The organism is Nonomuraea turcica (genome assembly GCF_030718205.1).
Lineage (GTDB): Bacteria > Actinomycetota > Actinomycetes > Streptosporangiales > Streptosporangiaceae > Nonomuraea.
This window is the reverse complement of the sequence record NZ_JAUZQF010000001.1, coordinates 810,883-836,451: the sequence shown is the minus strand read 5'-3', so window position 1 is coordinate 836,451 and position 25,569 is coordinate 810,883. Positions and strand designations below refer to the sequence as shown.

The following is a 25,569-nucleotide window of genomic DNA, read 5'->3' as shown; positions in this document are numbered from 1 at the left end:
CATGCACGCAGCGACCGACCGCCTGCTAAGGCATTTCCTCGAGGCAGTGGAGCCGGCCGTTCCCCTTGTCGCGTTATGGGCGCACGGCTCACTGGCGACCGACGACTACCAGCCGGGCCGCAGCGACCTGGACCTCATCGCCGTCGTCGCCGAGCCCATCACGATGGCGCAGTGGCGGCGGATCAAGGCCCTGCACCGGGCCATCGACCTGCCGCTCGCGGACAAGCTGCACTGCTCGTACATGGCCAGGCAGGAGCTGGCGGACCTGTCGGCCGAGCACGTGACATGGGCACACGCGCAGATCTTCCGGCGTCCGGTCACCGCCGTCACCCGGCGCGAACTGCACACCACGCCCCTGGAGCTGCACGGGCCGCCGCCCACCGGCCTGCTGCCGCCGGTCTCTGACGCGGAGCTGGCCGAGTACGTCCGGGCGGACCTGCGGGACTTCTGGCTGGACAGGACGGGGGGACGCCGCCGGTGGCTGCACGACATCTGGGTGGACCTGGGCATGGTCACGGTCGCCAGGGCCGTGGTCACGCTGCGGGACGGGCGGCTGATCAGCAAGCGGGAGGCCCTGGAGGTGCTGCACGAGCTGGGCGCGCCCGCGATCGTGGTGGCCGATGTGCGCGCCCGCAGGTACGGCACGACGGCACCGCCGCTGAGCCGGTTCAGAAGGGCCAAGCTGGCCCGCGCGTTCATCAGGTCCACGGTCACGAGGGTTCTAGAATCGCCGTGAGCCTGGTCAGTGCCTCGCTGATCTGGGCGGGGGTCAGGCCGAGCACCGAGCGCTGATAGCCGTACACCTCGGGGGCCAGAGGCGCGAGCAGGACGTCGACCAGCGCGTCGGGGCCGGGCGTGCCGGCGGCGACCAGGAGCACCCGCACGTGTGCCCGCCAGAAACCGTACGCGCCGGTCTCGAAACGTGTGCGACCCACTTCCGAGCCGAGCACCAGGTGCGCGTGGTCCTCCAGCAGCCGCACCATGGCGGCGTAGAAGGCGGCCAGCCGCTCGGCGGCCGGCGCGCCCGGGCCCAGCGGCGGCTCGCCGCGCAGCAGCCGTTCCTGCAGCTCCCGTTCGTGCTCGTCGAGCAGCGCGACGGCGATGGAGGCACGGTCCGGGTAGCGGCGATAAAGCGTGCCCCGGCCCACCCCCGCCCTCCTGGCGATGTCGTCCATCGTCACGTCCTGCGGCGCCTTCTCGGCGAAGAGCTGGGCTGCCGCTTCGAGGATCCGGGCGCGGTTGCGCGCGGCGTCGGCTCTCTCCATGTCGCCCATTGTAGGTGGACACGTCGTCCGGTTATAGTGATCCGGACAGCGTGTCCAGTTATTGGAGAGATCATGTTGCTGCACCTGGACGCCAGCGCACGCCGCGCGGCGTCGTTCTCGCGCAGGTTGTCGAGCGTGTACGCCGAGACCTGGCGAGCCGCCAATCCGCAGGCCGGGTACGTCTACCGCGACCTGGCCGCACAACCCGTGCCGCACATCAGCGAGGCTTGGACGGAGTTGTGCGACTACATCCTTGAGCACGAGATAACCGAAATTTCGCGTTATGAGGAGGCGGTCCGCACCCCCGCCCACCGGCGGGCGTGGGCCGTCGTGGAGCCGCTGCTGGCCGAGGTGGTGGCCGCCGAGGTGATCCTGATCGGCACGCCGATGTACAACTACTCGATCCCCTCATCGCTGAAGGCCTGGCTCGACCAGATCACGTTCCCCAAGATGTCGCTCGCAGGCCGCTCGTTCGTGGTGACCGGCGCGCGCGGCGGCGCGTACGGCCCGGGCACGCCCCGCGAGCCGTATGACCACCAGGAGCGTTACCTGCGCGACTTCTTCAAGGGCCACTTCCGGGTCGAGGACGTGACGTTCATCCACGCGGAGCTGGTCAACGCCCGCCTCGACCCGGCGCTGGCCCACCTGCGCGGCCGGCACGAGGAGTCCCTGGCCGCGGCACTGAAGGAGGCGGCCCGATGAACTGGCTGATCCTGATGCTGGCCGGGCTGGTGGAGGTGGCGTGGTCGCAGAGCATCAAGCCGACGCACAACTTCACCAGGCCCGTGCCCACTCTGGTCTCCCTGGCCCTGATGGCTGCCGCCGTCTGGCTGCTGTCGCAGGCCATGAACACCTTGCCGGTCGGCACCGCGTACGCGGTCTTCACCGGCATCGGCGCCGTCGGCGCGATCATCCTGGGCATCGTGCTCAACGACGACCCCGTCTCAGTGGGCAGGATGACGGCGCTCGCGCTCATCGTCGGAGGGATAGTGTTGGCCCGAGTTACCAGCTGAATCAGCGGAAGGGCGACATATGGGGGAGAGCAGGCAGTCCTATCTGGTCGCCGCGGCGTCGGCCGTGTCGCTCCTGAGCGACCCGGCCGTGGCCGGGGCGTGGGACAAGCCGAGCGCGCTCACGGAATTCAGCGTCGGCGGACTGGCCGGACACCTGGCCCACCAGATCGTGAGGGTTCGCGACGCGTTGGCGGCCGACAACGGAGCCGCCGAGGAGCCGATCGGGCTCATCGAGCACTTTTCCAGGTCACCATGGGTGCAGGCGGGCCTCGACCACGAGAGCAACGTCTTCGTCCGGCGGGGCGGGGAGGCGGCCGCCGCCGACGGGCCGGTCGCGCTGGTGGAGCGCACACAGGCACTGCTCGACCTGCTGACCGCCGCACTGCCCGCCGAGCCGGCCGACCGGGTCGTGCACCTGCCGTGGGCGAACTGGTCGCTCACGCTGGACGACTTCCTGCTGACCAGGTTGGTCGAGCTGGTCGTGCACTCCGACGACCTGGCCGCCAGCGTGGGCGTCGAGACGCCTGCCCTGCCGGAGTCGGTCATCGATCCGGCGGTCGAGCTGCTGGCCCGGCTGGCCGTGCACCGGCACGGGGCCACGGCCGTCATCCGCACGCTGAGCCGCGCCGAGCGCGCCCCGGCCACGATAAGCGCCTTCTAGGAGGCGATCATGCGCAGGGCCGCGACCACTTCGCGGCCCGACAGCGCACTGTCCGGGTCGAACAGCCACTGGGACAGAAACCCCGTCAGCATGGCCTGATAGAAGGTCCCGGTCAGCCGCGCACGCTCGGGATCGCTCTCCGGCTGGATGCCCTCGAACAGCTCCGCGAGCCCCAGCCGCGCCTCCTTGATGCCGTGCACGAGCTGCTCGCGCACCTCCGGAATGTGGTCGATCTGCCCGAGCAGCTCGAACTGGGTGACCCACAGTGGCCGCAACCGCGAGAACGACTCCACCACCCGATCCCACGCCGCCTCGAACCGCTCCAGCGGGGTGGCGTCCTGCTTGACGTCGGCCGCCAGGGTCGCGGCCAGGTCGTCGCCCCACTCCCGCATCGCCTCGAACAGCGCCTCGTTCATCAGCGCGTCCTTCGACTTGAAGTGGTATCCGATGCCCGCCAGGCTCACGCCGGACACGTTGGCGATGTCCCGCGCCGTCGTGCGTGAGTAGCCCTTCTCGATCAGGCACCGCTTCGCCCCGGCCAGCAGATCTTCCCTGTTTCCCATGCCCAGAGAATAGCACAATCGTCCTAGACAGGCGTCTGAGACAGATGTACCGTCATCGGCATGACGAACATCCTGATTTCCGGCGCCAGCATCGCCGGCACGACGACGGCCTACTGGCTGCGCAGGCACGGCTTCACCGTCACCGTGGTGGAGCGGGCGCCCGCCATTCGCGAGGGCGGCTACAAGATCGACATCCGGGGCGCGGCGCTCCAGGTGATCGAGCGCATGGGGCTCATGGAAGCGGTCCGCGCCAGGAGCACGGACATGCGGGTCGCCACCCACTACGACGCCAAGGGCAGGCCGGTCGCGACCATGGACGCCGCCCTGTTCGGCGGCCGCACGGGCGATGACGTCGAGATCATGCGCGGCGACCTCAACGAGCTGCTGTACGAGCTGACGCGCGACAAGGTGGAGTACATCTTCGACGACTCGATCACCGGCATCGCCAACGACGGCACGGTGACCTTCGAGCGCTCGCAGCCGCGCGCGTTCGACCTGGTCATCGGGGCGGACGGCGCCCATTCCAACGTCAGGAGACTGGCCTTCGGCGAGGAGGAGCGCTTCGCCCGCCACCTCGGCCACTACATCTCGATCTGCACGGTGCCCAACACACTGGGGCTGGACCGCGAGGAGGCCGTGCACGCGGCGCCGGGCCGGACCGCGAACGTCTACAGCACCCGCCAGGACACGGGCGCCAAAGCGTTATTCATTTGGTCGTCGCCACCGCTGACCTACGACCACAGGAGCGTGACCGAGCAGAAGGAGCTGCTGGCGCGAGCCATGGAGGGGACCGGCTGGGAGGTTCCCGGGCTGCTCGAGGCCGTGCGGGACGCCAAGGACTTCTACTTCGACTCGGTCGGCCAGATCCACATGGACCGCTGGTCGAAGGGCCGAGTCATGCTCGTGGGCGACGCGGCGTACTGCGCCTCGCCGGCCTCGGGGCAGGGCACGAGCCTGGCGATCGTGGGGGCGTACGTGCTGGCCGGCGAGCTGGCCTCCGGCGGCGGCGCGGACGGCTACGAGCGGGAACTGCGCGGCTTCGTCGCGGCCAACCAGGCGCTCGCCGAGGCCAACCTCAAGGGCATGGTGATCCCGTCCCGGCTGGCCCTCTGGATCCAGATCAAGATGATCAAGCTGCTGCCCCACCTGCCGGGACGCGACCGCATGGTCGAGCGGATCGCGGGGCCGATCCACCGGGCCGCGAACGCCATCTCGCTCAAGACATATATGGAATGAAGCGTTCCGTTCTGCTATAGTGAGAGCAGAACGTTCCGTTCCGAACAGAAAGAGGTTCGCCATGACTTTCCTCGTCACCGGAGCCACCGGGACCGTCGGCCGTCTCGTCGTCGAGGAGCTCCTCGCGGCCGGGCAGCAGGTGCGGGCCCTGACCAGGAATCCCGCCAAGGCAGACCTGCCCGAGGGCGTCGAGGTGGTCGCGGGCGACCTGGCCAGGCTCGACACGCTGGCCGGCGTCTTCGACGGGGTCGAGGGCGTGCACTTCATCAACTTCGCGGGTGACGACTACCAGCCGCTGCCGGATGGCGCCGGTTTGGTGAAACTGGTCGCCGCGGCAGGCGTGCGGCGGGTCACGGTGCTCGGCGGGCGCGCGGACGGCGAGCTGGAGCAGGCGCTGGCCACGACCGACATCGAGTGGACGTTGCTGCACCCCGTCGAGTTCATGTCCAACACGCTGCGCTGGTGGGCGCACACGATCAGGACGGAAGGCGTCATCAAGGAGCCGTTCGGCGACCGGCTGAGCGCGCTGGTGCACGAGCGCGACATCGCCGCCGTGGCCGCGACGGTGCTGGTCGAGGGGGGACACGACGGCAAGACGTACACGCTGACCGGCCCCGAGGCGATCACGCTCAGGGAGAAGATCGCGATCCTGGGCGCGGCGATCGGCAGAGACGTGCGGTTTGTGGAGCTGACCGTGGACGAGGCGCGGGCCAAGTGGCGTGGCGACGGCATGGGCGAGGAGACCATCGAGTTCCTCGTCAACGCGCTCGGCAACACGCCGGAGGTCGGCTACACCGTGGTCCCGACCGTGCGAGAGGTCACCGGCCGGGACGCGCGCGGCTTCGCTCAGTGGGCCGCGGAGAACGCCGACGCGTTCCGCGTGTGATCGGTGACCTCGGGATAGGCCTCGACCGGCGTGTTCTTACCGCGTAGGTGCCGGTCGAGGAAGGCGGCGAGATGGGCGCGGGTGATGCGCAACGCCCGCGTGCCGTCGAGCTCCTGGGCGGGGATGCCGAGCGGCGGTCTGAGCACGGCGTAGTCGACGAAGGCGGAGTGGTCGGTCCCCGCCACCGTGATCCAGCGCTTCGGCCCGGTCATGCCGGCCCAGGACTTCTTCCACGACTGATCGCTCCCGTCCGGCGTGCGCTGCGGCGGGGCCCCGATGAGCAGGAACGGGCGGTCCAGTCGTTCGACGATCGGCTGGAAGGAGCCGTCCAGGTTGGCGCCTGCCTTGATCCGCGGGTCGGCCGCCATGGCGTGGGCCGCGCTGTTGCCGCCCATCGAGTGGCCCACCATGGCGATCCTCGACCGGTCGATCGCCTTGCCCCAGCGGCCCTTGGCCAGCTCGTCCAGCACGAAGCGCACGTCCACCACCCGGCTGGCGGCGACCTTCGCGCCGTCCTGGCCCTTCACGCACGCCAGGCAGGTGGTGGTCCGCCCGTCGGGGAACGTGGTGGCCACCGACTCGTACGTGTGCTCCACGGCCGCGACCAGGTATCCCCTGCTGGCGAGGTCCTCGCCCAGCGAGGTGAGGCTCGCCCGCGGGAAGCTGAACCCGGGCGACATGACGACGAGCGGCAGGCGGCCTCGGCGTATGGGGGCCTCGCGTCTGGCATGCGTCTCGACCTGGGTGAGGGCGTCCGCGGGCACGTTCTCGTAGGGCTTGAGTATGGCGGCCGACTCCTGCGGGGTGACGTAGGGCGCCCGTTCCCCGGCGGCCTTGCGGGCGGGATACCAGAGCGTGACCAGGAGCTCGCGTTCGCCGGCGTTCGGGTTCCACGGGTCAGGGCGGCTGGAGTCGATCAGGTGCAGGCTCGTCGTGCCGACGGGCTTCGGGCCGGTCGGCTCCGGCAGGGCGAGGTCGGCCGGCAGGGTCGTGTGCGCGGCAAGAACGATCAAAGACAGAGCGATCATGGGTGCCACGATCGCGGCGAAAAGGGCCCGGCCGTCCGCTCCGATCGTCGATCGGCTCTTACTACTTTCGTCGTAAAGCCCTTTCCGGTCGGACCCATACGCTGGGCCCATGCGGTTCGTTCTTCTCGGCGCGGGTGTGTTCGCTCTCTCGCTGCCCGTCCTGCACGGGCAGGCCGGGGTGCCGTCGAGTCTCCCCCTTCCGGTGCTGGTGGCCGTGGCCACGGTGGCGGGGCTGGCCGCCTGGTGGGCGCGGCGGTCCTGGTGGCCGCTGGCCGCCGTGGGCGCCGTCACGTACGCGTGGCTGGTGATGTGGCCGCCGCTGCTGGTCGCCTCCTACTACGCCGGCCGCTCGTTGAGCGGGAGGCGCCACATCGCCGCCTACCTCGGCGGCTGTCTCGTGGTGTGCGGGATCTCCGCGCTGGTCGGCGAGTGGCAGGACGGTCTGCAGGAGGTCCTGACCGCGGGCTTGGGCAACGCGCTGTTCATGGCGCTGGCCGTGATCGGGCTGCCGTTCGCGCTCGGCCTCTGGGTACGCGCCCGCGTCGAGGTCCAGCGGCGCGCGGAACGCGAGCAGGTCATGCGGGCCGAACAGGCCAGGGCACAGGAGCGGGCCAGGATCGCCAGGGAAATGCACGACGTCGTCGCGCACCGGGTCTCGTTGATCGTGCTGCACGCCGGTGCCCTGGAGGTGCGGGCGGCCGACGAGGAGACCGTGCGGACGGCCGCCATGATCGGTGGGATCGGGCGGGAGGCGCTGGCCAACCTGCGTGACGTGCTCGGCGTGCTGCGCTCGTCCGCGACGGACACCGAGCCGCCGCCCACGCTCGCGGACCTCGACCGGCTGCTCGACCAGTCCAGGGCGCTCGGCATCGTGGTGACCAGGCACGACGAGGGCGAGGAGCGGGCCATGGAGCCGACGGTGGAGCGGACCGCGTACCGGGTGGTCCAGGAGGCACTCACCAACGTGCACAAGCACGCCGGGGACGCTCGCACGGACGTGCGCATCCACTACGGCGCCGGCGAGCTGGAGGTGGAGGTGCGCAACCAGGCGTCGCAGTCGCCGCGCCAGGAGCTTCCAGGCGCGGGCTGGGGGCTCGTGGGGCTGCGCGAGCGGGTCGAGCTGCTCGGCGGCACGTTGCGCACCAGCGCCCAGGACGGCGGCGGCTTCCTGGTCAGCGCGAGGATCCCGGCGAGCGGGGCGGCGCTCCCCGTGACCGGCGACCGGCGGCCGGCATGATCAGGGTGCTCGTGGTCGACGACGAGGAGCTCGTACGGTCGGGGCTGCGGCTGATCCTGGAGGCGGCCGGCGATATCGCGGTCATCGGCGAGGCCCGCGACGGGGCGGAAGCGGTGTCGGCGGCGGACCGGCTAAGGCCCGAGGTCGTGCTGATGGACGTGCGCATGCCGGGCATGGACGGCCTGACCGCCGCCGCGCGACTACTGTCCCGCCCCGGCGCGCCCAAGCTGGTGATGCTGACGACGTTCGACCTGGACGAGTACGTGCACGAGGCGCTCCGCCTGGGCGCGGTCGGGTTCCTGCTCAAGGACACCCCGCCCAGGGAGCTGGCCGCCGCCGTCCGCACGGTCGCGGACGGCCAGGCCATGCTCTCCCCTTCGGTCACCAAACGCCTGATCGCCTCGTACGCGGACCGCGCGCCCTCCCGCGCCGAGACCGCCCGCAAACACCTGGCCACGCTCACAGGCCGCGAGGAGGACGTGATCAGGGCGCTGGCCCGAGGCCTGTCCAACGCCGAGATCGGCCGCGAGCTGCACCTGACGGAGGCCACCGTGAAGGCGCACGTCAGCCGCGTGCTGGCCAAGCTGGGCCTGGCCAACCGGGTCCAAGCGGCCATCCTGGTCCATGACGCCGACCTGAGCTGACCGTCTAACTCGTGATCAGGCCGAAGACGGCGATGCACAGCGCCATGCACGCCACCATCACCAACGCGCCCGCGATGTTCGTGAAGGGCGAGCCGCCCCCGCTGGGCGACAGCCAGGACGTGAAGGCTCTGTTGACGAGCGGCATCATCAGCCACGTGAGGATGGAGACGCTCAAGCCGTTGCTGATGAACATGGCGAGGTATCCGGGCAGGCGCACCGCCTCGAACGCGCGGCCCACCGTCAAATTCAGGATCATCACCGTGGGATAGAGGCCCAGCAGCACGGACATGGCCTGCTTCCAGTTGGGCGGGGGCTCTCGCGCCGTCTCGCCGTTGAACCGGAACCAGCCGCTGAACGCCGACTTGACCGTACGCACGTCGAAGTCGGCGAAGTAGTGGCGCCCCTCGTCCAGGAGTTTCCTGCGGGTGCCGGACTCGAGCCAGTCGTCGAGGTGCTCCCGGGTGTCGTAGCGGAACATGACGACCCAGTGCTCCTGGACACCCGGCACGGGTTCGAACGCTTCGAACCCCAGGAATCCGGGGAACTTCTCCTGCGCCTTGCGCACCTTGTCCTGCCAGCGCTGGAAATCACGCTCACGCCCCGGTTGCACGTTGTGGGAGATCACTGCCGTGACCGCCTCCCTCGTCGGCGGCTCCCCTGCCAGGATCTCCAGTTCCGAGGGCTTCTCCAGCAGCGGGCGAACGTCCTCGAGCAGTCTTCTTCGCGTTTCCGAATCCAGCCACCCGGTCAATTCGGTGGTGCTCGAGAAGCGGAACACGACCACCCAGACATCCTGCTCGCCAGGAATAGGCGGATAAACGTCCGAGCCCTGAAAACCAGGAAACGAGCGCATGGTGTCATTTATCTTCTGCTGCCAGCGCCGATAGTCCACCTCGCGGCCTTCGCGGACTTTAGAGGAGATCACCACAGCGGCGACGCCGCCTCCGGGTCCGCGGTGCGCATAAGGCTTCACCTGGGCAAGTGTAGTCCAGGGCACCCAGGGAAGAAATGCGGCAACGAATCCACCATAACGTTGATCAGGGTCGAAATTTCAGTTGTATTTTACCTGCCGGAGGTCATCAAATGACACCCAAGGATTTCATGGCCGAAGCCGTACGGCTCGCCACCGAGTCAGTGACTCATGGATGGGGCGGCCCGTTCGGCGCGGTCATCGTCAAGGACGGAGAAATTGTGGCCCGCGGCCAGAATCGTGTCCTCCTCACCGGCGATCCGACCGCGCACGGCGAAGTCGAGGCGATCCGCAAGGCCATTCAGGTCCTGAATCCGCAGGCGCCCTCCGTCCCGGAGGAACACCAGAACGAGTCGACGCTCGAGCTCGTGCCACGCCCCGCTGGGTCGCCCGACCCGCTGCCCGAGCGGGCCAGGATGCTCATGGGCTGTTCCCTCTACACGAGCGGCTATCCCTGCCCCATGTGCATGAGCGCCATTTACTGGTCAAGGATCGACGCCGTGCACTTCAGCGCGGACCTGGAGGCGACCCGGAAGATCGGCTTCGACGACGCCTTCCAGTACGAAGACTTCACGAAACCCTACGACCAGCGAAAGATCGAGCTGGATCAAATCCATCCCGAGCTCGGCGCCCAAGCGTACGCGACCTGGGCGAACAAGCCCGACCATCACCCCTACTGAACGACAGCGTCCGCGTAGTAGCAGGCCGCCTGCGCCTCGGACACCGCGGGCAGGATGGCGAGCGGCTCCGCCCGGCACTTGGCGTCCACCCCGGCCTCGGCCGCCCGCCCGGAGGCGAGCACCTGGCAACGGGCGTGGAAGCGGCACCCGCCAGGAATCCGCGTCGGGTCCGGCGGCTCGCCGGTCAGCACCACCCGCTCGGGAGACTCGGGCAACACCGACATCAGCGCCTGCGTGTACGGATGCCGCGGCGCGGTCAGCACCTGCTCGACAGGCCCGGATTCGACGATCCTGCCCAGATACATCACGGCCACCCGGTCCGCGATGTTCCAGGCCAGCCCCAGGTCGTGGGTGACGACCAGCGCCGACAACCCCAGCTCCTCCCGCAGCTTGAGCAGCAGGGCCAGGATCTCGCCACGCACGGAGGCGTCGAGCGAGGCCACCGGCTCGTCGGCCACCAGCACCTTCGGGTTCAGCGCCAGGGCGCCCGCGATCACCACGCGCTGCCGCTGCCCGCCGGACAGCTCGTGCGGGTAGCGCAGGAAGAACCGGTCGGGCGGCCGCAGCCCCGCCCTGGACAGGGCCGTGGCCACGACCTCCCGCTCGTCCGGCAGGCCGTGGATGCGCGGGCCCTCGGCGACGGCCTCGTACACCGTGTGACGGGGGTTGAGCGAGCCCGTCGGGTCCTGCAGGACGAGTTGCACCTGCCGGCGGTAGGCCTTGAGCGCCTTGGAGGAGTAGTCCAGCGCGGCGCCGCCGTAGCGGACCTCGCCGGAGGTGGGGCGTTCGAGGCCGAGCAAGGTGCGCGCCAGCGTGGTCTTGCCGCAGCCGGACTCGCCGACCAGCGCCACGATCTCGCCCTCGCCGATCGCGAGGTTCACGCCGTCCACGGCGCGGGCGCGGCGGCCGCGGGAGGCGAAATCGACGTGCAGGTCACGGGCTTCCAGCAAGGTCGGCCGCGTCGTCGAGACCGCCTCGGCGGCGGTCTGCGTCTCTGTCATGAGGCCTCCTGTACGTGCACGCAGGCCGCGGTACGGCCCTTGCCGGCCGCCCAGAGCTCCACGTCCATGGTCGCGCACTCCTCCAGCGCGACCGGGCAGCGCGGGTGGAACGAGCAGCCGGTCGGCAGCTGCATCGGGTCGGGCGGGTCGCCGCCGAGCCCCTTGGGCGCCAGCCGCGACGCCGGGTCCCCCACCGTCGGGAACGCCGCGGCGAGGGCCCGGCTGTAGGGGTGCTTGGCGTCGTGGAAGACCTCGTGCGAGGGGCCGTGTTCGACGACGCGGCCCGCGTACATGACCGCGAGCTGGTCGCACACGTCGGCGAGCACCGACAGGTCGTGCGAGATCATGAGCAGCGAGATGTCGTGCTGGGCCACCAGGTCCTTGATCAGCGTGAGGACCTGGGCCTGGACCATCACGTCGAGTGCGGTGGTCGGCTCGTCGGCGATGATCAGCCGGGGTGAGCAGGCCAGCGCCATCGCGATCATCACGCGCTGCCGCTGCCCGCCCGACAGCTCGTGCGGGTAGCTGCGGGCCCGCCAGGCCGGCAGGCCGACCTGTTCGAGCAGCTCGGTGACGCGCTTGCGAGCGGCGTCCGGCTTGGCCAGGTTGTGCACGAGCAGCGGCTCGGCGATCTGGTCGCCGATCCTGCGCACCGGGTTGAGCCCGTGCTGGGCTCCCTGGAACACGATCGAGGCCTCCGCCCAGCGCACCGCCCGCATGCGGCCCCACTTCATGGCGAGGACGTCATCACCGTCGAGCAGGATCCGGCCGCCGACGCGCGCGTCCCGGGGCAGGAGCCGGAGCAGCGCCATGGCCAGCGTCGACTTGCCGGATCCCGACTCGCCGGCGACTCCGAGTGCCGCTCCGGAGTCGAGCGTCAGCGACACACCCCGCACCGCGGGCACCTCGCCCGAGGCGATGCGGTAGGTCACCGACAGGTCGTCGAGTTCGAGCAAACTCATGCGGCCCTCCTGAGGCGAGGGTTCAACACAGCCTCCAGTGCCCGGCCGACCAGGGTGAACGCCATGACGACGCCGAGGATGGCCAGGCCGGGGATGAGGATGTACCACCAGGCGCCCTGGGTGGCCGCGCCGTAGTCGTACGAGCCGCGCAGCATGGTCCCCCAGGAGGTCTTGTTCGCGCTGGCGCCGAGGAAGGCCAGCGTGGACTCGGTGACGATGGCGCTGGCCACCTCCAGCGTCGTGCTGGCCAGCAGCAGCGGCGCCACGTTCGGCAGCACGTGCCGGGTGGTGATGTGCCAGTGCCCGGCGCCGAGTGCCTTCGACCGCTCGATGTACGGGCGAGCCTCGACGGCCAGCGTCTGCGCCCGGATCAGGCGGGCGGTCGAGGGCCAGGTCGTGATCCCGATCGCCATGATGATCGTGAACGTGCTGCCGCCCAGGATGGCCGCCAGCACCAGGGCCGTGACCAGCGACGGCAACACCAGGAACCAGTCGGTGACGCGCATGAGCGTGCCGCCGAGCCAGCCGCGGAAGTGACCGGCCGCGACTCCGACGACGAGGCCGATCACGATGCTGAGCAGCGCGGCCAGGAAGCCGATCAGCAGCGACGTGCGCGAGCCCCACCAGACCATCAGCAGGATCGAGCGCCCGGACTCGTCGGTGCCGAACGGCTCGCCCAGGCTGGGTGCCGCCCACTTCTCACCGGTCCCCCTGACGACGCTGGTCACGTCCTCGCTGATGAACAGCGGCGCGACCAGCGCGAGCGCCACGGCGGCGACGAGGACGCCCAGGCCGATCATTCCGGCGCGGTGATGGCGGAAATCGGCCCAGAAACGGCTCAACGCGAGCCGTCTGCGGGCTCTGGCGACGCTGGTCATGCTGCCCTCACTCGCGGGTCGAGCATGTGGTAGACCACGTCGGCCAGCGTGTTCATGAGGATCACGGCCACCGTGATCAGCATGAACGTGCCCTGCATGAGCGTGAAGTCAGGCACTCGGACCGCCTCGTAGAACAGTTGCCCCAGACCGGGCCAGGTGTAGATCGTCTCCACGGTGACCGCGCCGCCGACCACGAAGCCGACGCGCATGAACACCAGCGTCACCGTGGGCAGCAGGGCGTTGGGCACCGCGTGCCGGCGGCGTACGTCGTCGTCCTTCAGGCCCTTGGCGCGCGCCACGGTGACGTAGTCCTGGCTGACCTCCTCCAGCAGCGACGAGCGCATGACGAGGAGGTACTGCGCGTAGACCACGGCCACGAGGGTCAGGCACGGCAGCACCATGTGGTACGCCACGTCCAGGATGTAGGCGAAGCCGTCGGGCGCGTCCACGCTCTCGATGCCGCGGAACGGGAACAGGCCCGGGATCGGCCCGATGCCGACGCCGAACACCATCATCAGCAGCAGCCCGAGCCAGAACGTCGGCACGGACCACAACACCAGCGACGCACCGGTGGAGAACCGGTCGAACCGGCTGCCGTGCCGCCACCCGGCCCGCGTCCCCTGCCAGATGCCGAGGCTGACCGCGATGACCAGGCCCGTCCCGGCCAGCAGCAACGTCGGGCCGAGCCGCTCGCCGATCAGGTCGAGCACGGGCCGCTTGTACTCGTACGACGTGCCCAGGTCGAGCCGGAGCGTGTCGCCCGCGAAGTCGACGAACTGCTCGATGAGCGGCTTGTCCAGGCCCAGCTTCCGCCGTTCGAGATCCAGCTGGGCAGGGGTCATGTTGCGGCCCTGCGCCAGGTTGCGTACCGGATCACCGGGCAGCAGCCGAAACAGGAAGAACGTGCCGACGATCACCATGGCGATGCTGAACAACGCCCCACCCGCCTTGGACAGCGCGTACTGCAGCGTGCCGCGGTGGGTGGGGCGCTCGTCACCAGGACCCGCCGCCTGGACGGCGGCGGGCTCTGCTGCTTCGAGAGGAGTGGTCATTCGCGTTCGTCGGCGGTGCTCTTGCGCCGCCTGGTCAGGAGGAAGGCCGCCAGGCCCACGACCACCACGCCGCCGACGATGCCGGCGATGAGGCCGGTGTTGGAGCCGCCGCCGCTCGCGCCGCCGCCCGTCGCCGTGGCCTTGACGTCCACGGTGTAGAACGGCCAGTAGCCGCTGCCGCCGTAGAGCAGGCCCTTGGTCTCGGGGATCGGGGTGATGCTGGTGATCCGGTCCTTGCGGTAGCCCTCGAGGTCGTTCGGGTAGTAGATGGCGATGATCGGCGCCTGGGTGTAGAGCCGCTCCTGCATCTGCTTGAGGATCTCGGCGCGCTTGGGCCGGTCGAGCTCCTTCAACTGGTCTTGGTAGAGCTTTTCGAAGGTCTCGTCGCAGAAGAACGACTCGGTGCCGCCGCCCTCGCCGCCCGGGGCCGGCCTGCGGCTGCACAGGTGCGTGGCCATGACCTCTTCGGGGTCGGGGTTGACCGACCAGCCGCTGATCGCGATGTCGAAGTTGCCGGTGACGCCGGTCTCCTCGCTGAACTTGCTGGAGTCCAGCTTCACCGTGGTCAGCGTGATGCCGATCTCCTTGAAGAAGCCCGTCAGGTATTCGGCGAGCTTGTCCTCGATCGGGGTGTCGGTGTGGATGGTGAAGCGGAACTCCAGCTTGCGCTTCCCGTCGGGCATCGTGCGGACGCCGTCGGCGCCCTTCTTGTAGCCGGCGTCGTCGAGGATCTGGTTGGCCTTGGCGGCGTCGTAGGCGACCTTGGTGTCGCCGGTGGCCTCCCAGAAGAAGTCCGTGTACATGGGCGGCACGATCGAGCCGTCGGCCGGCTTGGCCAGGCCGTTCTGGACCTCGTCGACCAGCTTCTGCTTGTCGATGGCGTAGTGCAGCGCCTGGCGGACCTTGACATCCTTCAGCGCCGGGTGGCCGTCGCCGACGGGCTTGTCGTCGGTCGTGGTGGCGCCGTGGTTGATCTGCAGGTAGGACGCGCGCCGGCCCTGGGTGTTCCACGCCTCGATGTTCGGGTCGTTCTGGATGGCCTGGAACTCGGGCGGCGACAGGCGGCCGATCAGGTCGATGTCACCGTTCTTCAGTCCCGCGATGGCGGCCTGCGGGTTGTCGTAGAAGATGACCTGCAGCTCGTTGATCTTCGGTGCACCGCGCCAGTAGTTCGGGTTGGCCTGCAGCTTGACGTACTGGTCCTTCTTGTGCTCGACGGCGATGTACGGGCCGCTGCTCACGCTCGGGTACTTCTCGGCGTCGTAGTTCGCCATGTCGGTGACCGACTCCCAGACATGCTTCGGCATGATCGGGACCGGGTTCTCCAGCATGGACGCCTGCGGGGACTTGAGCTTGATGGTCAGGTCCTGGCCGCTGGCCGTGACGCTCTCGAAGTTCTCCACCGCCGGGCCGTTGGCGGTCTTGGCGGCCTCGTCCGTCATCATCTTGTTGAACGTCCAGGCCGCGTCGTCGGCCGTGATCGGCTTGCCGTCCGACCACTTGGCCGCGCGGATCTTGAACGTCCACGTGAGCCCGTCCTCGGACGTGGTCCACGACTCGGCCAGGTCGGGGCTGGGCTGCAGGGTCTTGGAGTCGGGGACCGTGAGGAAGCCGTACATCCAGCGGTGGATCGACGTCGAGACCAAGCGGACCGCCAGGAACGGGTTCATCGAGTCCATGGCCTGCGTCGCGCCGACGCGCATGGTCTTCTTCCCCGCCGACGGGTCCTGGGCAAGGGCGGCGGTGGTGCCCTGACCTGCTACTAAAAGCGCCACGCCCAGCGCTGCCAGGCGCGCGAGCCATTTCCTCATAAGTGCCTCACCTTCAGGCGGGGATTCCTGTGTAGAGAAAGGCACACCATACGAAGACCGCGTGTCAACGCATCACGGAAAATTGTTTCATCTTCGTTTCCTTTGGCGGTGTAAATTTTCAGTCCCCTTGGGACTACCGTGAGCTGCGTGTCTCGCCTGCCCGTCACCCTCGCCGCCGCCCTGACGATCGCGGCCGGGCTGGGGGTGCGGGTGGTGTGGGACGGCCCGGTGTCCAAATACGCAGGCGACGCTCTCTACACCGTGTTGATCTACGCGCTCGTCCTGCTGATCCGGCCCGTGATCCGCCCATGGGTGGCCGCCCTGATGGCCACGGGGCTGAGCTGGGCGATCGAGTTCGCCCAGCTCACGGAGATTCCTTCCGTCCTGCGTCCAGTGCTGGGCAGCACCTTCAACCCGCCCGACCTCTTCTGGTACGCCGCCGGTGCGGGCGCCGCCTTCGCCGCCCACGTCTTGTGGCTCAGGCGGCCACCCGCGTGCCCTTGACCACCTCGGCGAACTTCGCCACTCGCTCGGCCTGAGCGCGGGCGGCCGCCCTGGTGGACTCGCCAACCGGGGCGGTGCCGAACGCGTCATGGTGCGAGGTCCCGTACGGGTTGGCATTGGCTTCGTCCGTGTAGCCGGGCGGCACGATGACACCGCCGAAGTGGTGGAACGTGTTGCCCAGCGCGAGCAGCGTCGACTCGTGGCCGCCGTGCGCTGTCGTGGTGGAGGTGAAGCCGCTGTAGACCTTGTCCGCCAGCAAACCCTGGGCCTGCAGCCCGCCCAGCGTGTCGATGAACTGCTTCAGCTGCGAGGAGACGTTGCCGAACCGCGTCGGCGTACCGAAGATCACCGCATCGGCCCAGACCATGTCGTCCGGCTCAGCGACCGGGACGGCGGCGCTCGCGCGGGCGTGCTCGGCCCAGCGCGGGTTGGCGTCGATCGCCTCCTGCGGCGCCAGCTCGGCCACCCGGCGCAGCCGCACCCGCGCGCCTGCCTGCTCGGCGGACCGGGCGATCTCGGCGGCGATCTCGGCGATCGTCCCGGTCGAGGAGTAGTAAATGACGGCGACGTTGACCATCTCACTGTCCTTAGTTCAGCACTGAAAGATTCAGCACGACAGTACAGTCAGTTATTTCAGCGCGCAACCTTTGATAGGTTGAGGAACATGAAGTGGCTCAGCGAGGAAGAGCAGCGCGCCTGGCGGGCGTTCGGCACGGCGACTCGACTGCTCACCGAGCGTCTCGAGCGCGACCTGCAGGCCGCCGGCATGCCGCTGACCTACTACGAGCTGCTGGTCATGTTGTCGGAGGCGCCGGACAGGACGCTGCGGATGGCCGAGCTGGCCAAGTGGACCCGGTCCAAGCCGAGCCGCATCTCTCACGCGGTCAACAAGCTGGAGCAGGCCGGCTGGGTGCGCCGCGAGCACTATGCCGTGGACCGGCGCGGATGGCTGGCCGTGCTCACGGACGAGGGCCTTCAGGCCCTGCAGGGGGCGGCTCCCCTGCACGTCACGAGCGTGCGCGCCAATCTCGTCGACGTCCTCAGCCCTGAGCAGCTACGCCACCTCGAGGACATCAGCCGAACCCTTCTCGATCACCTGGGCGAATAGCGAGCCCGCCGCACCGGGGCGGCGCGGCGGGCTCAAAGGTGCAGGAACAGGTCAGTGGCAACCACCGGAGCCGCAGCACGAGCCGCCGCTCACCTGCGGCAGCAGCTCCACCTTGCCGCCGAGCTCGTAACCGGCCTCGGTCACGGCGGCCTCGACCAGCCCGCGGTCGAGCGGCTCCACGCTCGTCACGGTCACGGCCCCGGACGTCAGGTCCACCTGGACCCCACTCACTCCGGCCACCTTGCCGACCTCGGCGGTCACCGAGCTGACGCAGTGGCCGCAGGTCATGCCTTCAACCTGGTATGTCGTAACAGTCATAGCGGCACTATACCCCTAGGGGGTAAAAGCGCATACATCTCACCCAGGCGGATAGGTGGGAGAAAAGCCCGTGGGGAGGAGTTCACATGCTGAACGGCAAGACCATCGCGTTCCTGGTCGCTCCCGAGGGAGTGGAGCAGGTGGAGCTCACCGAACCCTGGAAGGCGGTCAAGCAGGCCGGCGGGGCGGCCCGGCTCATCTCCACCGAACCCGGCCACATCCAGGCGTTCCACCACCTGCGCCAGGGCGACATGTTCGCCGTGGACGACACGACGGACGGCGCCCACGCGACCGCCTTTGACGGCCTCGTACTCCCGGGGGGTGTCGCCAACCCCGACTACCTGCGTACGGTGCCGCAGGCCGTGCAGTTCGTCCGCGCCTTCTTCGACGCGGGCAAGCCGGTGGCGGCCATCTGCCACGCGCCCTGGACTCTGATCGAGGCCGACGTGGTGCGCGGACGTACGCTCACGTCCTGGCCCAGCCTCCAGACCGACCTGCGCAACGCCGGCGCGACCTGGGTGGACCAGGAGGTCATGGTGTGCACGGCCGGCCCGAACACGCTCGTTACCAGTCGCAAGCCGGACGACCTCAAGGCCTTCTGCCAGGCCGCGAACGACGCATTCGGCCAGTAACCTACCGCCCGCGGTCCACCGGGCCGCGGGCTTCTTTCTGCCCTGACCGCATCGAAACTCGCGTGTAACGCCTTGTCACCTGAAAGGAAATGGTCTAGATGTAGTCCAATTGGAGCGTCCTCCGCGCCCCCAGGGAGACCTCATGACCATTGACGAGGATTCCAGGCGACTCGCCGAGCTCGGCTATAAGCAGGAGCTGGCCCGTACCTGGAGCGGATTCTCTAACTTCGCCATTTCCTTCTCCATCATCTCGATCCTCGCCGGCTGCTTCACGACCTTCGGACAGGCCTGGAACAACGGCGGCCCCATCGCCATCTCATGGGGCTGGCCGTTGATCTCGTTGTTCATCCTCATCATCGGCTTCTGCATGTCGGAGCTGGTGTCGGCCTATCCGACGGCGGGCGGCATCTACTGGTGGGCCGCCAAGATGGGCAAGCCGATCCACGGCTGGTTCACCGGCTGGCTCAACCTGATCGGCCTCATCGCCGTCACCGCGTCGGTCGACTACGGCTGCGCGACGTTCCTCAACATCACCCTCAACCGGCTGACCGGCGGCGCTTGGGAAGCCACGCTCCCCCAGGCGTTCCTGCTATTCGTGATCATCCTGGCGCTGCACGCCCTGATCAACATCTACAGCCACAAGCTGATCTCGGTGCTGCAGAACGTCTCGGTCTGGTGGCACGTCGCCGGCGCCGTGATCATCGTCGCCATCCTGATCTTCGCGCCCAGCCAGCACCAGACGGCCGACTTCGTCTTCTTCGGCACGAACAACAACTCCGGCTTCGGCGACGGCTCCGACGGTCTTCCCTTCTGGCTGTACGTGCTGCCGCTCGGCTTCCTGCTCACCCAGTACACGATCACCGGCTTCGACGCCTGCGCGCACGTGTCGGAGGAAACGCAGGGAGCCGCCAAGAGCGCGGCACGCGGCCTGTGGCAGTCGATCTTCTACTCGGCGATCGGCGGCTGGATTCTGCTGCTGTCGTTCCTGTTCGCCGCGACGAACGTGGAGGCGATCAACAAGGGCGGCGGGTTCGTCGGCGCCATCTTCGAGACCGCGCTCTCCTCTCCGCTGGCCACGGCGATCTTCGCGATCTCCACGATCGGGCAGTTCTTCTGCGGGATGAGCTGCGTGACGTCGATGTCGCGGATGACGTACGCGTTCTCGCGCGACGGCGCAGTGCCCGGCTGGCGGCTGTGGTCCAAGGTGGACCGCAACCGCACCCCCGTCAACGCGATCCTCGGCGGCTGCGTGGCGGCCGCGCTGATCACGCTACCCGCCCTGTACGCCCCTCCCGGGTTGCCGGGCACGCCGGTCGCCTTCTACGCCGTGGTGTCGATCGCGGTCATCGGGCTCTACCTGGCGTTCCTCATCCCGATCTGGCTGCGGCTGCGCATGGGCGACTCTTTCGAGCCCGGCCCGTGGACCCTCGGCAAGAAATATCGGGTCCTGTGCTGGATCGCCTGCGCCGAGATCGTGATCGTCTCGATCTACTTCATCATGCCGTTCTCGCCGGCCGGCGTACCGGGCAACCCCGACTTCACCTGGACGTCGGTCAACTACGCGCCGATCGCGGTAGGGCTCGTGCTCGTCGGCATCGCCCTGTGGTGGAAGTTGTCGGCCAAGCACTGGTTCACAGGTCCTCGCCGCACGGTCGACGAGGTCCCGACCGCCTGACGCCTTGTCAGTGGGTACGGCTCCCGCGAGCCGTACCCACTTGCTTGCAACCTGCTAGCATCGTGGATATGGCAACCCTCTATATTCGCGATGTCCCCGAGCCGGTCGCCGAGTCGTTGAAGGAGCGCGCCGCCGAAGCAGGCTTGTCCCTTTCGGCCTACGTTGCCAGAGAGCTAGCCGATATCGCCGCCCGCCCTACTAATGCCGAGATAGTCAAGCGACTGAAGACACAAGATCGCTCCCAGGGGCCGTCGACCGCCGACATACTTGAGGCCGTCGCAGAGGGCAGGCGATGATCGTCATCGATTCCTCGGCAATGGTCGAGGCACTGGTCGGCCGCGAGGCACCACTAGAGCTCCTCGACGCCCTTCAGGCAAGTGTCCATGCCCCGCATCTGCTCGATGTGGAGGTCCTGTCCACCCTGCGGGGGCTCGCGTTGGGCGGCAAGCTGACCACCGCCGCAGCCGAGCGGGCACGAGCCGACTATCTCGCCCTGAGAATCTCCCGTTATGAGATCAAGGGGATCGCGGATCGAGTGTGGGAGTTGCGGTACAACTACACCTCCTACGACGCCTCCTACCTCGCACTGGCCGAGGCATTGGAAGCTCCCCTCTTCACCTGCGACGGCAAGCTGGCCGGAAGCGCCCACAACGCCGACGTGCAGGTGTTTCCGCGCAGCTGATCCCCGAGGTCAGGACGCCTCGAAGGCGGCGGCCACGGCCGTGCGGACCTCGTCCATGGAAGCAGTCCCCAGCTCGCGCCTGAGCGAGGTCATGTCCACGTCCGGCATCCCGCAGGCGACCGCCCAGTCCCACGGCGTCAGGTCGCCGTCCACGTTGAGCGCGAACCCGTGGCTGGTGACACCCCGGCTCTGCCGCATCCCGATGGAGACGATCTTCCGGCCGGTCTCGACGGTCCAGACGCCGGTCAGCAGCTCGGACCCCGGCGGCGTGTCGCGCCGCTCAGCGGGCAGACCCAGCTTGCCCAGCGCCTCCACCAGCCGCAGCTCCACCTCGCGGACGTAGTCGACGATGCCCTGGTCCTCGTCCAGCTTGACGATCAGGTAGCCGACGAGCTGCCCGGGGCCGTGGTAGGTGAGCTGCCCGCCGCGCCCCGTCTCGACCACCGGGATGCCGCGTGTGGGGTCGGGCAAGTGGGTGAGCGGCGTGCGGCGGCCGATGGTGTAGACGGACGGATGGCTGAGCAGCCAGAGCGTGTCCGGCCGCTCGTCCCGCTGGCGCTGCCCGACGAGGTCGGTCATGCGCTCCATCGCCGTGTCGTAGTCGACGAGATCGTCCTGAATGAGTGTCAGCGGCCTTGCCCTCATGCTTCGAGGATAAGACGCCTCCCGGACACCGGCGCACGCACATCCCGCCAGAACGAAGATGCAGATCAACACCACAATGGTCCAAGCTTGTAACCCTTTCTCCGGTTCTCACCAAGCAGGGGTGTGAATCGACGAAGGGAGCACGGCCGGTGCGTCGCAAACAGGCGAAGATCGCCACAGATCCTGTGGCCTTCGAGGCCTTCTACCGACGGCACGTCGATGCGGTCACCCGTTTCCTCGCTCGTCGCGTCGACGACCCGCACACCGTCGCGGATCTGGTGGCCGAGGTGTTCGTAGCGGTGCTCGACTCGGCCCACACCTACCGGGCCGAACTGGGCACCGAGATCGCGTGGCTCTACGGAGTGGCCCGCAAGACGATCTCGGCCGAGCGGCGCCGGGCGTACAAGCAGCACCAGCTGACCGATCGGGTGAGCGGGCGCCGACCGCTGGACACCGACGACGTCGCCAGGCTGGAAGAGCGGATCGACGCTGAGCGCCACGCCAGGCAGGTCTTCGAGGCCATGGCCCACCTGCCCGAGGGCGAACGCGCCGTGCTCGAGCTGGTCGTCATCGACCAGCTCACGGTCACGGAAGCGGCGCAGGCCCTCGGCATCCGGCAGGGGGCCGCCAAGGTACGGCTGCACCGCGCCCGCCGGACGCTGCGAAACCTGCCCTTCGTCATGGATGGAGCACCAGGATGACATTCGAGGAGCACCTGCTGATGGATCTGAAAGCCGAGATCACGGCCCGCGCCGAACGGCGCCGCCGCGTTGCTCGCAGGATTTACGCCGGGGGCACGGTAGCCGGGCTGACCGCCGCGGCGGCGATCGCAGTGCCGCTGTTGACGGGCACGGACACCCCCGCCTACGCCGTGAGCAAAAGCGCCGACGGCACGGTACTGGTGGAGATCAACGAGTTCCGCGACGCCGACCGGCTGGAGCGGGATCTGAAGGACGCCGGCGTCACGGCCGACGTCACCTACCTCAAGGCCGGCACGGAGTGCGATCCCGACCGGGGCAAGCGCGCCGGAGGCCAGGGGCGACCCGGCACGGAGGAATTCCGCAAGTCGCCTTCGGCCAACGTCACCCGGCCGCACCTGCCCGGCGGTCTGGAGATCTATCCGAAGTACATCGGCAAGGACCAGACCTTGCTGCTGGAGTTCAGCGAGAGCGACCCGTCGGCCGGGCAGAAGAAGGAGGGCGTGCTCTGGCGGCTCACGACCGGCCTGATCACCGGCCCGGTCAAGCCGTGCGTCGCCGTCGAGGACCCGACCTGGAACGACGTCGGCGGCTCCGAGGGGCAACCGCCCGCCGGCAGCTGACCATCACCGGCCACCGGACGTCGAGCGGCCGCGCAGCACCCCGCTGCGCGGCCCGTTCGGGCGCGCGGGCAGCGGGGGCGCCTGCGCGTGGATCAGAATCCGCCCTACTCGGACAGGACCTGCCGGAGCGTGACGGCGAAGGCGTCCGGGTCGCCCTTGTAGCCAAACTCGCCGCCGAGGAAACCGCCGTGGTGGCTGGGGAAGGTCACGGGCTTGATCCCGAGCCGTTCGGCGACCGCCACGCCGGCGCGGTGGGCCATCTCGCCCTCCGACTCGGCTCCGACGCCGACGACGATGCGGGTCGGCGCCGCGCGGAGCGCCTCGAAGTCGTGCTGGTAGTGCGTACAGGTCATGAGGTTCTGCCGGAACAGCACGTCGTCGCGGGAACCGTCGTCTTCCGTCGGCATCCCGAGGTCGGCGGGGTTCGGAACGGGCAGATCGGCGAAATCGGTTGGGATCGGGCCGCGCAGGCTGCTGATCGCGATGAACTTCGCCATCGCCGGTCCGAAGCCGTCCCGATCGTACGTCTGGCGGATGTCCGCCACCGCCGCCAGTGCCTGCTCCCGGTCCGGCAGGACCTGGGCGGCCGGCGGCTCGTGGGCCACGAGCAGGCGGACCTGCTCCGGATGCCGGGCCACCAGCGCCAGTCCGTTGACGGCGCCCCCGCTGCTGGCGAAGATGTCCACCGGCCCGCCGCCGAGCGCGGTGATCAGCCGGTGCAGGTCGTCGCCGTGCTGCTCAGGCGTCGACTCCGCGCCGCCGTCGGTCCGCCGGCTCCGGCCGATCCCTCGCGGGTCATAGGTCACCACCGTACGATCCTGGAAGTGCCCGGCCAGGCTGGCGAACCCGCTGGCGTCCATCGGCGATCCGATCATCAACAGCGTCGCGGCGGTGCTCGTTGCGGACTCCCGTACGTCATAGGCGAGAGTCGCACCGGGGACCTCTAGGGTGTGGGACTTGGGCTCGCTCGTCATGTGGTCGCTCCTTCTCGATGCCTGTGATGGAGACCAGCGGGAGCGGCGAAACTCATCGGACCCCGGACGGCGTGTCCGGGGTCTCTGCCGAGTCGCGGGGACTACGCCGTACGGTAGCCCTTGGGCTCCTCAGGGATGAGGATCCACATGACGACGTAGACGACCCACAGCGGGCCCGGGATAAGGGAAAGAAGCAGCCAGAGGATCCGGACGAGAGTGGGCGGCAGGCCGATCTTGTCGGCGAGGCCCCCGCAGACTCCCGCGATGATCCTGTGCTCTCGTGAGCGGTACATGATTGATTCCTCCGTGAATGACGACCTATCTGGAAAACGGACAGCCAGGCCGCAGAACTCCCGCTAAGAACCCTGAGAAAACCCTGTAAGGGTCAGCCATTCACGTGCCATGCCCAGATGACGGCTGGTCAGTCCATGTGCCGGGTCGACGTGGATGAGGAGGAAATCATCCAAACCCCGATGCACCCTGAGATACTCCTCGTCCTCCGCCCAGATCTGGTCGTCGAACCAGACGAACGGGCGGCGGCCGGCGTACGCGGCCACGCACGGGGTTTTGAACAGTTCGCCGTACTCGCTCCTCGGGGGCGGCGGGAAGTCCGGGGTCACGGGGATGACGGGGAGCGAGGGCAGGCCGATCCGGGGGGCGATCCAGTCGTTGGCGTGGTGCCCCCAGGTGGTCGCCCAGACCAACTCCGCCCCGGTGGCCAGCGCCAGGTCGAGGAGGCGGCGCCCGTGCCTGGGGTTGAGGTGGACGATGTAGAGCTCGCCGTCGATCGTGCACCGGTAGCGGCGGAAGTCGGGGGTGGGCCGGCCCATGGGGTTGAGGACCCCGTCCACGTCGAGCAGCAGCAGAGGTTTCACGTCACCGCTCCGGCCGTCGCGTCCCGTACGCGGTACTCCTGCGGGCTGATCCCCCGCACTCGCTTGAAGGCCGCGCTGAGCGCGAACGGGCTGCCGTACCCAACCTTCCTCGCGACGGACCCGATCGTAGCGTCGGGCTCGCGCAGCAGGTCGGCGGCCAGGGCGAGACGCCAGTCGGTGAGGAAGGACATGGGCGGCTCGCCGACCAGCTCGGTGAAGCGCCGGGCCAGCGACGCCCTGGAGACGCCGACCTCGGCGGCCAGGGCGGCGACGGTCCAGGGGTGGGCGGGGTTGTTGTGCAACATCCGCATGGCCTTGCCGACCACCGGGTCGCTCATGGCGCGGTACCAGGCCGGCGCCTCATGGGTGGCGAACCACGACCGCAGCACCGCGATGAGCAGCAGGTCGAGCAGCCGGTCCAGGACCGCCTCCTGTCCGGGCTCGTCCTTGACGATCTCGGCGCCGAGCAGCGCGGCGATCGGCCCGCCGGGCTGGACGATCATCGGGGGCAGTGCCTCCAGCAGCCGCCTGCTGACCTCGCCTTCCATGGTGTAGGCGCCGGTCAGCATCACGGTGTCGCCGTCGGGGTTGTCGCCCCACGTCCGCACGCCCAGGTCCATGGCCTGCGCGAGCGGCTCGCCGTCGATCGTGGTGCAGCGCTCGCCTGGGTGGATCACGATCTGCGGCGCGGTGCCGGGATCGTCGGCCACCGTGTACGGCTCCGGCCCTCTGTTGATCACGACCTCGCCCGGCCCGACGCGTACCGGCTCGCCCTTGTCGGGCACCACCCACGCCTGCCCGCGCACCACCGCGGTGGCCGCCAGCGGCGCCTCGTCCTGGATGCGCAGCGACCAGGGCGAATCGAGGATCACGCGGAGCAGGAAGGCGCCACGCGCGCGTGGGCCGTCGAGCAATGCCGCGAGCTGGTCCATGGCCAGACGATCGCAT

The 25,569-nt window shown here is 68.9% G+C and carries 33 protein-coding genes; 17 read left to right on the top strand and 16 right to left on the bottom strand.

The features are described 5' to 3' along the window. Window position 1: 1 nt before the first annotated feature. On the top strand, window positions 2–736 hold the full coding sequence (locus Q9G87_RS04475) for a nucleotidyltransferase domain-containing protein (protein WP_305914873.1): 735 nt from the start codon (window positions 2–4) through the stop codon (window positions 734–736). Here Q9G87_RS04475 and Q9G87_RS04470 read toward each other — a convergent pair. Beyond that, entirely contained in the window at window positions 711–1,265 is a 555-nt protein-coding gene (locus Q9G87_RS04470) for a TetR/AcrR family transcriptional regulator (protein WP_305914872.1), read from the bottom strand. The genes Q9G87_RS04475 and Q9G87_RS04470 overlap by 26 nt on opposite strands. 72 nt (window positions 1,266–1,337) lie before the next feature. Here Q9G87_RS04470 and Q9G87_RS04465 point away from each other — a divergent pair, with 72 nt between their 5' ends. From Q9G87_RS04465 to Q9G87_RS04455, 3 genes are read left to right on the top strand one after another with little or no spacing between them, the layout of a single operon-like run. Next, complete coding sequence (locus Q9G87_RS04465) at window positions 1,338–1,967, top strand: FMN-dependent NADH-azoreductase (protein WP_305914871.1); 630 nt, start codon at window positions 1,338–1,340, stop codon at window positions 1,965–1,967. After that, the gene (locus Q9G87_RS04460) at window positions 1,964–2,278 is read left to right on the top strand and encodes a DMT family transporter (protein ID WP_305914870.1); all 315 of its coding nucleotides are present in this window, start codon (window positions 1,964–1,966) and stop codon (window positions 2,276–2,278) included. Before Q9G87_RS04465 ends, Q9G87_RS04460 begins: the two co-directional genes overlap by 4 nt. Window positions 2,279–2,297: 19 nt before the next feature. Beyond that, on the top strand, window positions 2,298–2,939 hold the full coding sequence (locus tag Q9G87_RS04455) for a maleylpyruvate isomerase N-terminal domain-containing protein (RefSeq protein WP_305914869.1): 642 nt from the start codon (window positions 2,298–2,300) through the stop codon (window positions 2,937–2,939). Here the strand turns inward: Q9G87_RS04455 and Q9G87_RS04450 are convergent. Next, window positions 2,936–3,502: a TetR/AcrR family transcriptional regulator gene (locus Q9G87_RS04450; protein WP_305914868.1), complete on the bottom strand. Its 567-nt coding sequence runs from the start codon at window positions 3,500–3,502 to the stop codon at window positions 2,936–2,938. The two genes, Q9G87_RS04455 and Q9G87_RS04450, sit on opposite strands and share 4 nt — an antisense overlap. 60 nt (window positions 3,503–3,562) lie before the next feature. Between Q9G87_RS04450 and Q9G87_RS04445 the strand changes: the two genes are divergently transcribed. Next, the gene (locus Q9G87_RS04445) at window positions 3,563–4,738 is read left to right on the top strand and encodes an FAD-dependent monooxygenase (RefSeq protein WP_305914867.1); all 1,176 of its coding nucleotides are present in this window, start codon (window positions 3,563–3,565) and stop codon (window positions 4,736–4,738) included. 61 nt (window positions 4,739–4,799) lie between these two features. Then, window positions 4,800–5,624, top strand: coding sequence for an NAD(P)H-binding protein (locus tag Q9G87_RS04440; protein WP_305914866.1), 825 nt, complete (start codon window positions 4,800–4,802; stop codon window positions 5,622–5,624). On the opposite strand, the gene Q9G87_RS04435 is transcribed toward Q9G87_RS04440, so the two are convergent. Next, complete coding sequence (locus Q9G87_RS04435) at window positions 5,585–6,652, bottom strand: alpha/beta hydrolase family protein (RefSeq protein ID WP_305914865.1); 1,068 nt, start codon at window positions 6,650–6,652, stop codon at window positions 5,585–5,587. The two genes, Q9G87_RS04440 and Q9G87_RS04435, sit on opposite strands and share 40 nt — an antisense overlap. A 109-nt stretch (window positions 6,653–6,761) precedes the next feature. Here Q9G87_RS04435 and Q9G87_RS04430 point away from each other — a divergent pair, with 109 nt between their 5' ends. Both Q9G87_RS04430 and Q9G87_RS04425 read left to right on the top strand, forming a co-directional pair. Continuing rightward, on the top strand, window positions 6,762–7,889 hold the full coding sequence (locus tag Q9G87_RS04430; protein WP_305914864.1) for a sensor histidine kinase: 1,128 nt from the start codon (window positions 6,762–6,764) through the stop codon (window positions 7,887–7,889). Continuing rightward, on the top strand, window positions 7,886–8,533 hold the full coding sequence (locus Q9G87_RS04425; protein ID WP_305914863.1) for a response regulator: 648 nt from the start codon (window positions 7,886–7,888) through the stop codon (window positions 8,531–8,533). Before Q9G87_RS04430 ends, Q9G87_RS04425 begins: the two co-directional genes overlap by 4 nt. Window positions 8,534–8,537: 4 nt before the next feature. Here the strand turns inward: Q9G87_RS04425 and Q9G87_RS04420 are convergent, their stop codons facing one another. Then, window positions 8,538–9,506, bottom strand: a complete 969-nt coding sequence (locus Q9G87_RS04420) for an antibiotic biosynthesis monooxygenase (RefSeq protein ID WP_305914862.1) — start codon at window positions 9,504–9,506, stop codon at window positions 8,538–8,540. 110 nt (window positions 9,507–9,616) lie between these two features. Here Q9G87_RS04420 and Q9G87_RS04415 point away from each other — a divergent pair, with 110 nt between their 5' ends. Beyond that, window positions 9,617–10,183 (top strand): nucleoside deaminase, encoded by a 567-nt coding sequence (locus Q9G87_RS04415; RefSeq protein ID WP_305914861.1) that lies wholly within the window; start codon window positions 9,617–9,619, stop codon window positions 10,181–10,183. On the opposite strand, the gene Q9G87_RS04410 is transcribed toward Q9G87_RS04415, so the two are convergent. Genes Q9G87_RS04410 through Q9G87_RS04390 form a run of 5 tightly spaced genes read right to left on the bottom strand, consistent with a single transcriptional unit; the run spans window position 10,177 to window position 15,887 of the window. Then, entirely contained in the window at window positions 10,177–11,184 is a 1,008-nt protein-coding gene (locus tag Q9G87_RS04410) for an ABC transporter ATP-binding protein (RefSeq protein WP_305914860.1), read from the bottom strand. The two genes, Q9G87_RS04415 and Q9G87_RS04410, sit on opposite strands and share 7 nt — an antisense overlap. Continuing rightward, a complete protein-coding gene (locus Q9G87_RS04405) occupies window positions 11,181–12,146 on the bottom strand; it encodes an ABC transporter ATP-binding protein (protein WP_305914859.1) in 966 nt (321 codons plus the stop codon). Before Q9G87_RS04405 ends, Q9G87_RS04410 begins: the two co-directional genes overlap by 4 nt. After that, window positions 12,143–13,024 (bottom strand): ABC transporter permease, encoded by an 882-nt coding sequence (locus Q9G87_RS04400; RefSeq protein ID WP_305914858.1) that lies wholly within the window; start codon window positions 13,022–13,024, stop codon window positions 12,143–12,145. The genes Q9G87_RS04405 and Q9G87_RS04400 overlap by 4 nt, the downstream gene beginning before the upstream one ends. Next, on the bottom strand, window positions 13,021–14,076 hold the full coding sequence (locus Q9G87_RS04395; protein ID WP_305914857.1) for an ABC transporter permease: 1,056 nt from the start codon (window positions 14,074–14,076) through the stop codon (window positions 13,021–13,023). Before Q9G87_RS04395 ends, Q9G87_RS04400 begins: the two co-directional genes overlap by 4 nt. Then, window positions 14,073–15,887 (bottom strand): ABC transporter substrate-binding protein, encoded by a 1,815-nt coding sequence (locus Q9G87_RS04390; RefSeq protein WP_305914856.1) that lies wholly within the window; start codon window positions 15,885–15,887, stop codon window positions 14,073–14,075. Before Q9G87_RS04390 ends, Q9G87_RS04395 begins: the two co-directional genes overlap by 4 nt. 147 nt (window positions 15,888–16,034) lie before the next feature. On the opposite strand from Q9G87_RS04390, the gene Q9G87_RS04385 reads away from it, so the two are divergent. Continuing rightward, complete coding sequence (locus Q9G87_RS04385) at window positions 16,035–16,391, top strand: ribosomal maturation YjgA family protein (protein WP_305914855.1); 357 nt, start codon at window positions 16,035–16,037, stop codon at window positions 16,389–16,391. On the opposite strand, the gene wrbA is transcribed toward Q9G87_RS04385, so the two are convergent. Next, complete coding sequence (gene wrbA / locus Q9G87_RS04380; RefSeq protein WP_305914854.1) at window positions 16,366–16,968, bottom strand: NAD(P)H:quinone oxidoreductase; 603 nt, start codon at window positions 16,966–16,968, stop codon at window positions 16,366–16,368. The two genes, Q9G87_RS04385 and wrbA, sit on opposite strands and share 26 nt — an antisense overlap. 87 nt (window positions 16,969–17,055) lie before the next feature. Between wrbA and Q9G87_RS04375 the strand changes: the two genes are divergently transcribed. Then, the gene (locus Q9G87_RS04375) at window positions 17,056–17,499 is read left to right on the top strand and encodes a MarR family winged helix-turn-helix transcriptional regulator (RefSeq protein WP_305914853.1); all 444 of its coding nucleotides are present in this window, start codon (window positions 17,056–17,058) and stop codon (window positions 17,497–17,499) included. A gap of 51 nt (window positions 17,500–17,550) precedes the next feature. On the opposite strand, the gene Q9G87_RS04370 is transcribed toward Q9G87_RS04375, so the two are convergent. Continuing rightward, window positions 17,551–17,817, bottom strand: coding sequence for a heavy-metal-associated domain-containing protein (locus Q9G87_RS04370; RefSeq protein ID WP_371825723.1), 267 nt, complete (start codon window positions 17,815–17,817; stop codon window positions 17,551–17,553). Window positions 17,818–17,903: 86 nt separating this feature from the next. Between Q9G87_RS04370 and Q9G87_RS04365 the strand changes: the two genes are divergently transcribed. The 4 genes from Q9G87_RS04365 to Q9G87_RS04350 all read left to right on the top strand — a co-directional run bounded on the left by Q9G87_RS04365 (window position 17,904) and on the right by Q9G87_RS04350 (window position 20,806). Further along, a complete protein-coding gene (locus tag Q9G87_RS04365) occupies window positions 17,904–18,449 on the top strand; it encodes a type 1 glutamine amidotransferase domain-containing protein (RefSeq protein WP_305914852.1) in 546 nt (181 codons plus the stop codon). 142 nt (window positions 18,450–18,591) lie between these two features. Continuing rightward, on the top strand, window positions 18,592–20,124 hold the full coding sequence (locus Q9G87_RS04360; protein ID WP_305914851.1) for an amino acid permease: 1,533 nt from the start codon (window positions 18,592–18,594) through the stop codon (window positions 20,122–20,124). Between the two features lie 68 nt (window positions 20,125–20,192). Continuing rightward, on the top strand, window positions 20,193–20,420 hold the full coding sequence (locus tag Q9G87_RS04355; protein WP_305914850.1) for a FitA-like ribbon-helix-helix domain-containing protein: 228 nt from the start codon (window positions 20,193–20,195) through the stop codon (window positions 20,418–20,420). Further along, window positions 20,417–20,806, top strand: coding sequence for a type II toxin-antitoxin system VapC family toxin (locus Q9G87_RS04350; protein WP_305914849.1), 390 nt, complete (start codon window positions 20,417–20,419; stop codon window positions 20,804–20,806). The genes Q9G87_RS04355 and Q9G87_RS04350 overlap by 4 nt, the downstream gene beginning before the upstream one ends. Window positions 20,807–20,815: 9 nt before the next feature. On the opposite strand, the gene lipB is transcribed toward Q9G87_RS04350, so the two are convergent. Beyond that, window positions 20,816–21,451 carry a lipoyl(octanoyl) transferase LipB gene (gene lipB / locus Q9G87_RS04345; protein ID WP_305914848.1) on the bottom strand — a complete coding sequence of 212 codons (636 nt, stop codon included), beginning with the start codon at window positions 21,449–21,451 and terminating at the stop codon, window positions 20,816–20,818. Window positions 21,452–21,600: 149 nt separating this feature from the next. Here lipB and Q9G87_RS04340 point away from each other — a divergent pair, with 149 nt between their 5' ends. Further along, the gene (locus Q9G87_RS04340) at window positions 21,601–22,152 is read left to right on the top strand and encodes an RNA polymerase sigma factor (protein WP_305914847.1); all 552 of its coding nucleotides are present in this window, start codon (window positions 21,601–21,603) and stop codon (window positions 22,150–22,152) included. Beyond that, complete coding sequence (locus tag Q9G87_RS04335; RefSeq protein WP_305914846.1) at window positions 22,149–22,772, top strand: hypothetical protein; 624 nt, start codon at window positions 22,149–22,151, stop codon at window positions 22,770–22,772. The genes Q9G87_RS04340 and Q9G87_RS04335 overlap by 4 nt, the downstream gene beginning before the upstream one ends. A 104-nt stretch (window positions 22,773–22,876) precedes the next feature. Here Q9G87_RS04335 and Q9G87_RS04330 read toward each other — a convergent pair whose 3' ends face one another. From Q9G87_RS04330 to Q9G87_RS04315, 4 genes are all read right to left on the bottom strand, one after another. Further along, complete coding sequence (locus tag Q9G87_RS04330; RefSeq protein ID WP_305914845.1) at window positions 22,877–23,746, bottom strand: alpha/beta fold hydrolase; 870 nt, start codon at window positions 23,744–23,746, stop codon at window positions 22,877–22,879. A 101-nt stretch (window positions 23,747–23,847) separates the two neighbouring features. Then, window positions 23,848–24,039: a PspC domain-containing protein gene (locus Q9G87_RS04325; protein WP_305914844.1), complete on the bottom strand. Its 192-nt coding sequence runs from the start codon at window positions 24,037–24,039 to the stop codon at window positions 23,848–23,850. A gap of 63 nt (window positions 24,040–24,102) precedes the next feature. Next, complete coding sequence (locus Q9G87_RS04320) at window positions 24,103–24,621, bottom strand: HAD domain-containing protein (protein ID WP_305914843.1); 519 nt, start codon at window positions 24,619–24,621, stop codon at window positions 24,103–24,105. Continuing rightward, on the bottom strand, window positions 24,618–25,553 hold the full coding sequence (locus Q9G87_RS04315) for an AraC family transcriptional regulator (RefSeq protein WP_305914842.1): 936 nt from the start codon (window positions 25,551–25,553) through the stop codon (window positions 24,618–24,620). The genes Q9G87_RS04320 and Q9G87_RS04315 overlap by 4 nt, the downstream gene beginning before the upstream one ends. Window positions 25,554–25,569: the final 16 nt, after the last annotated feature.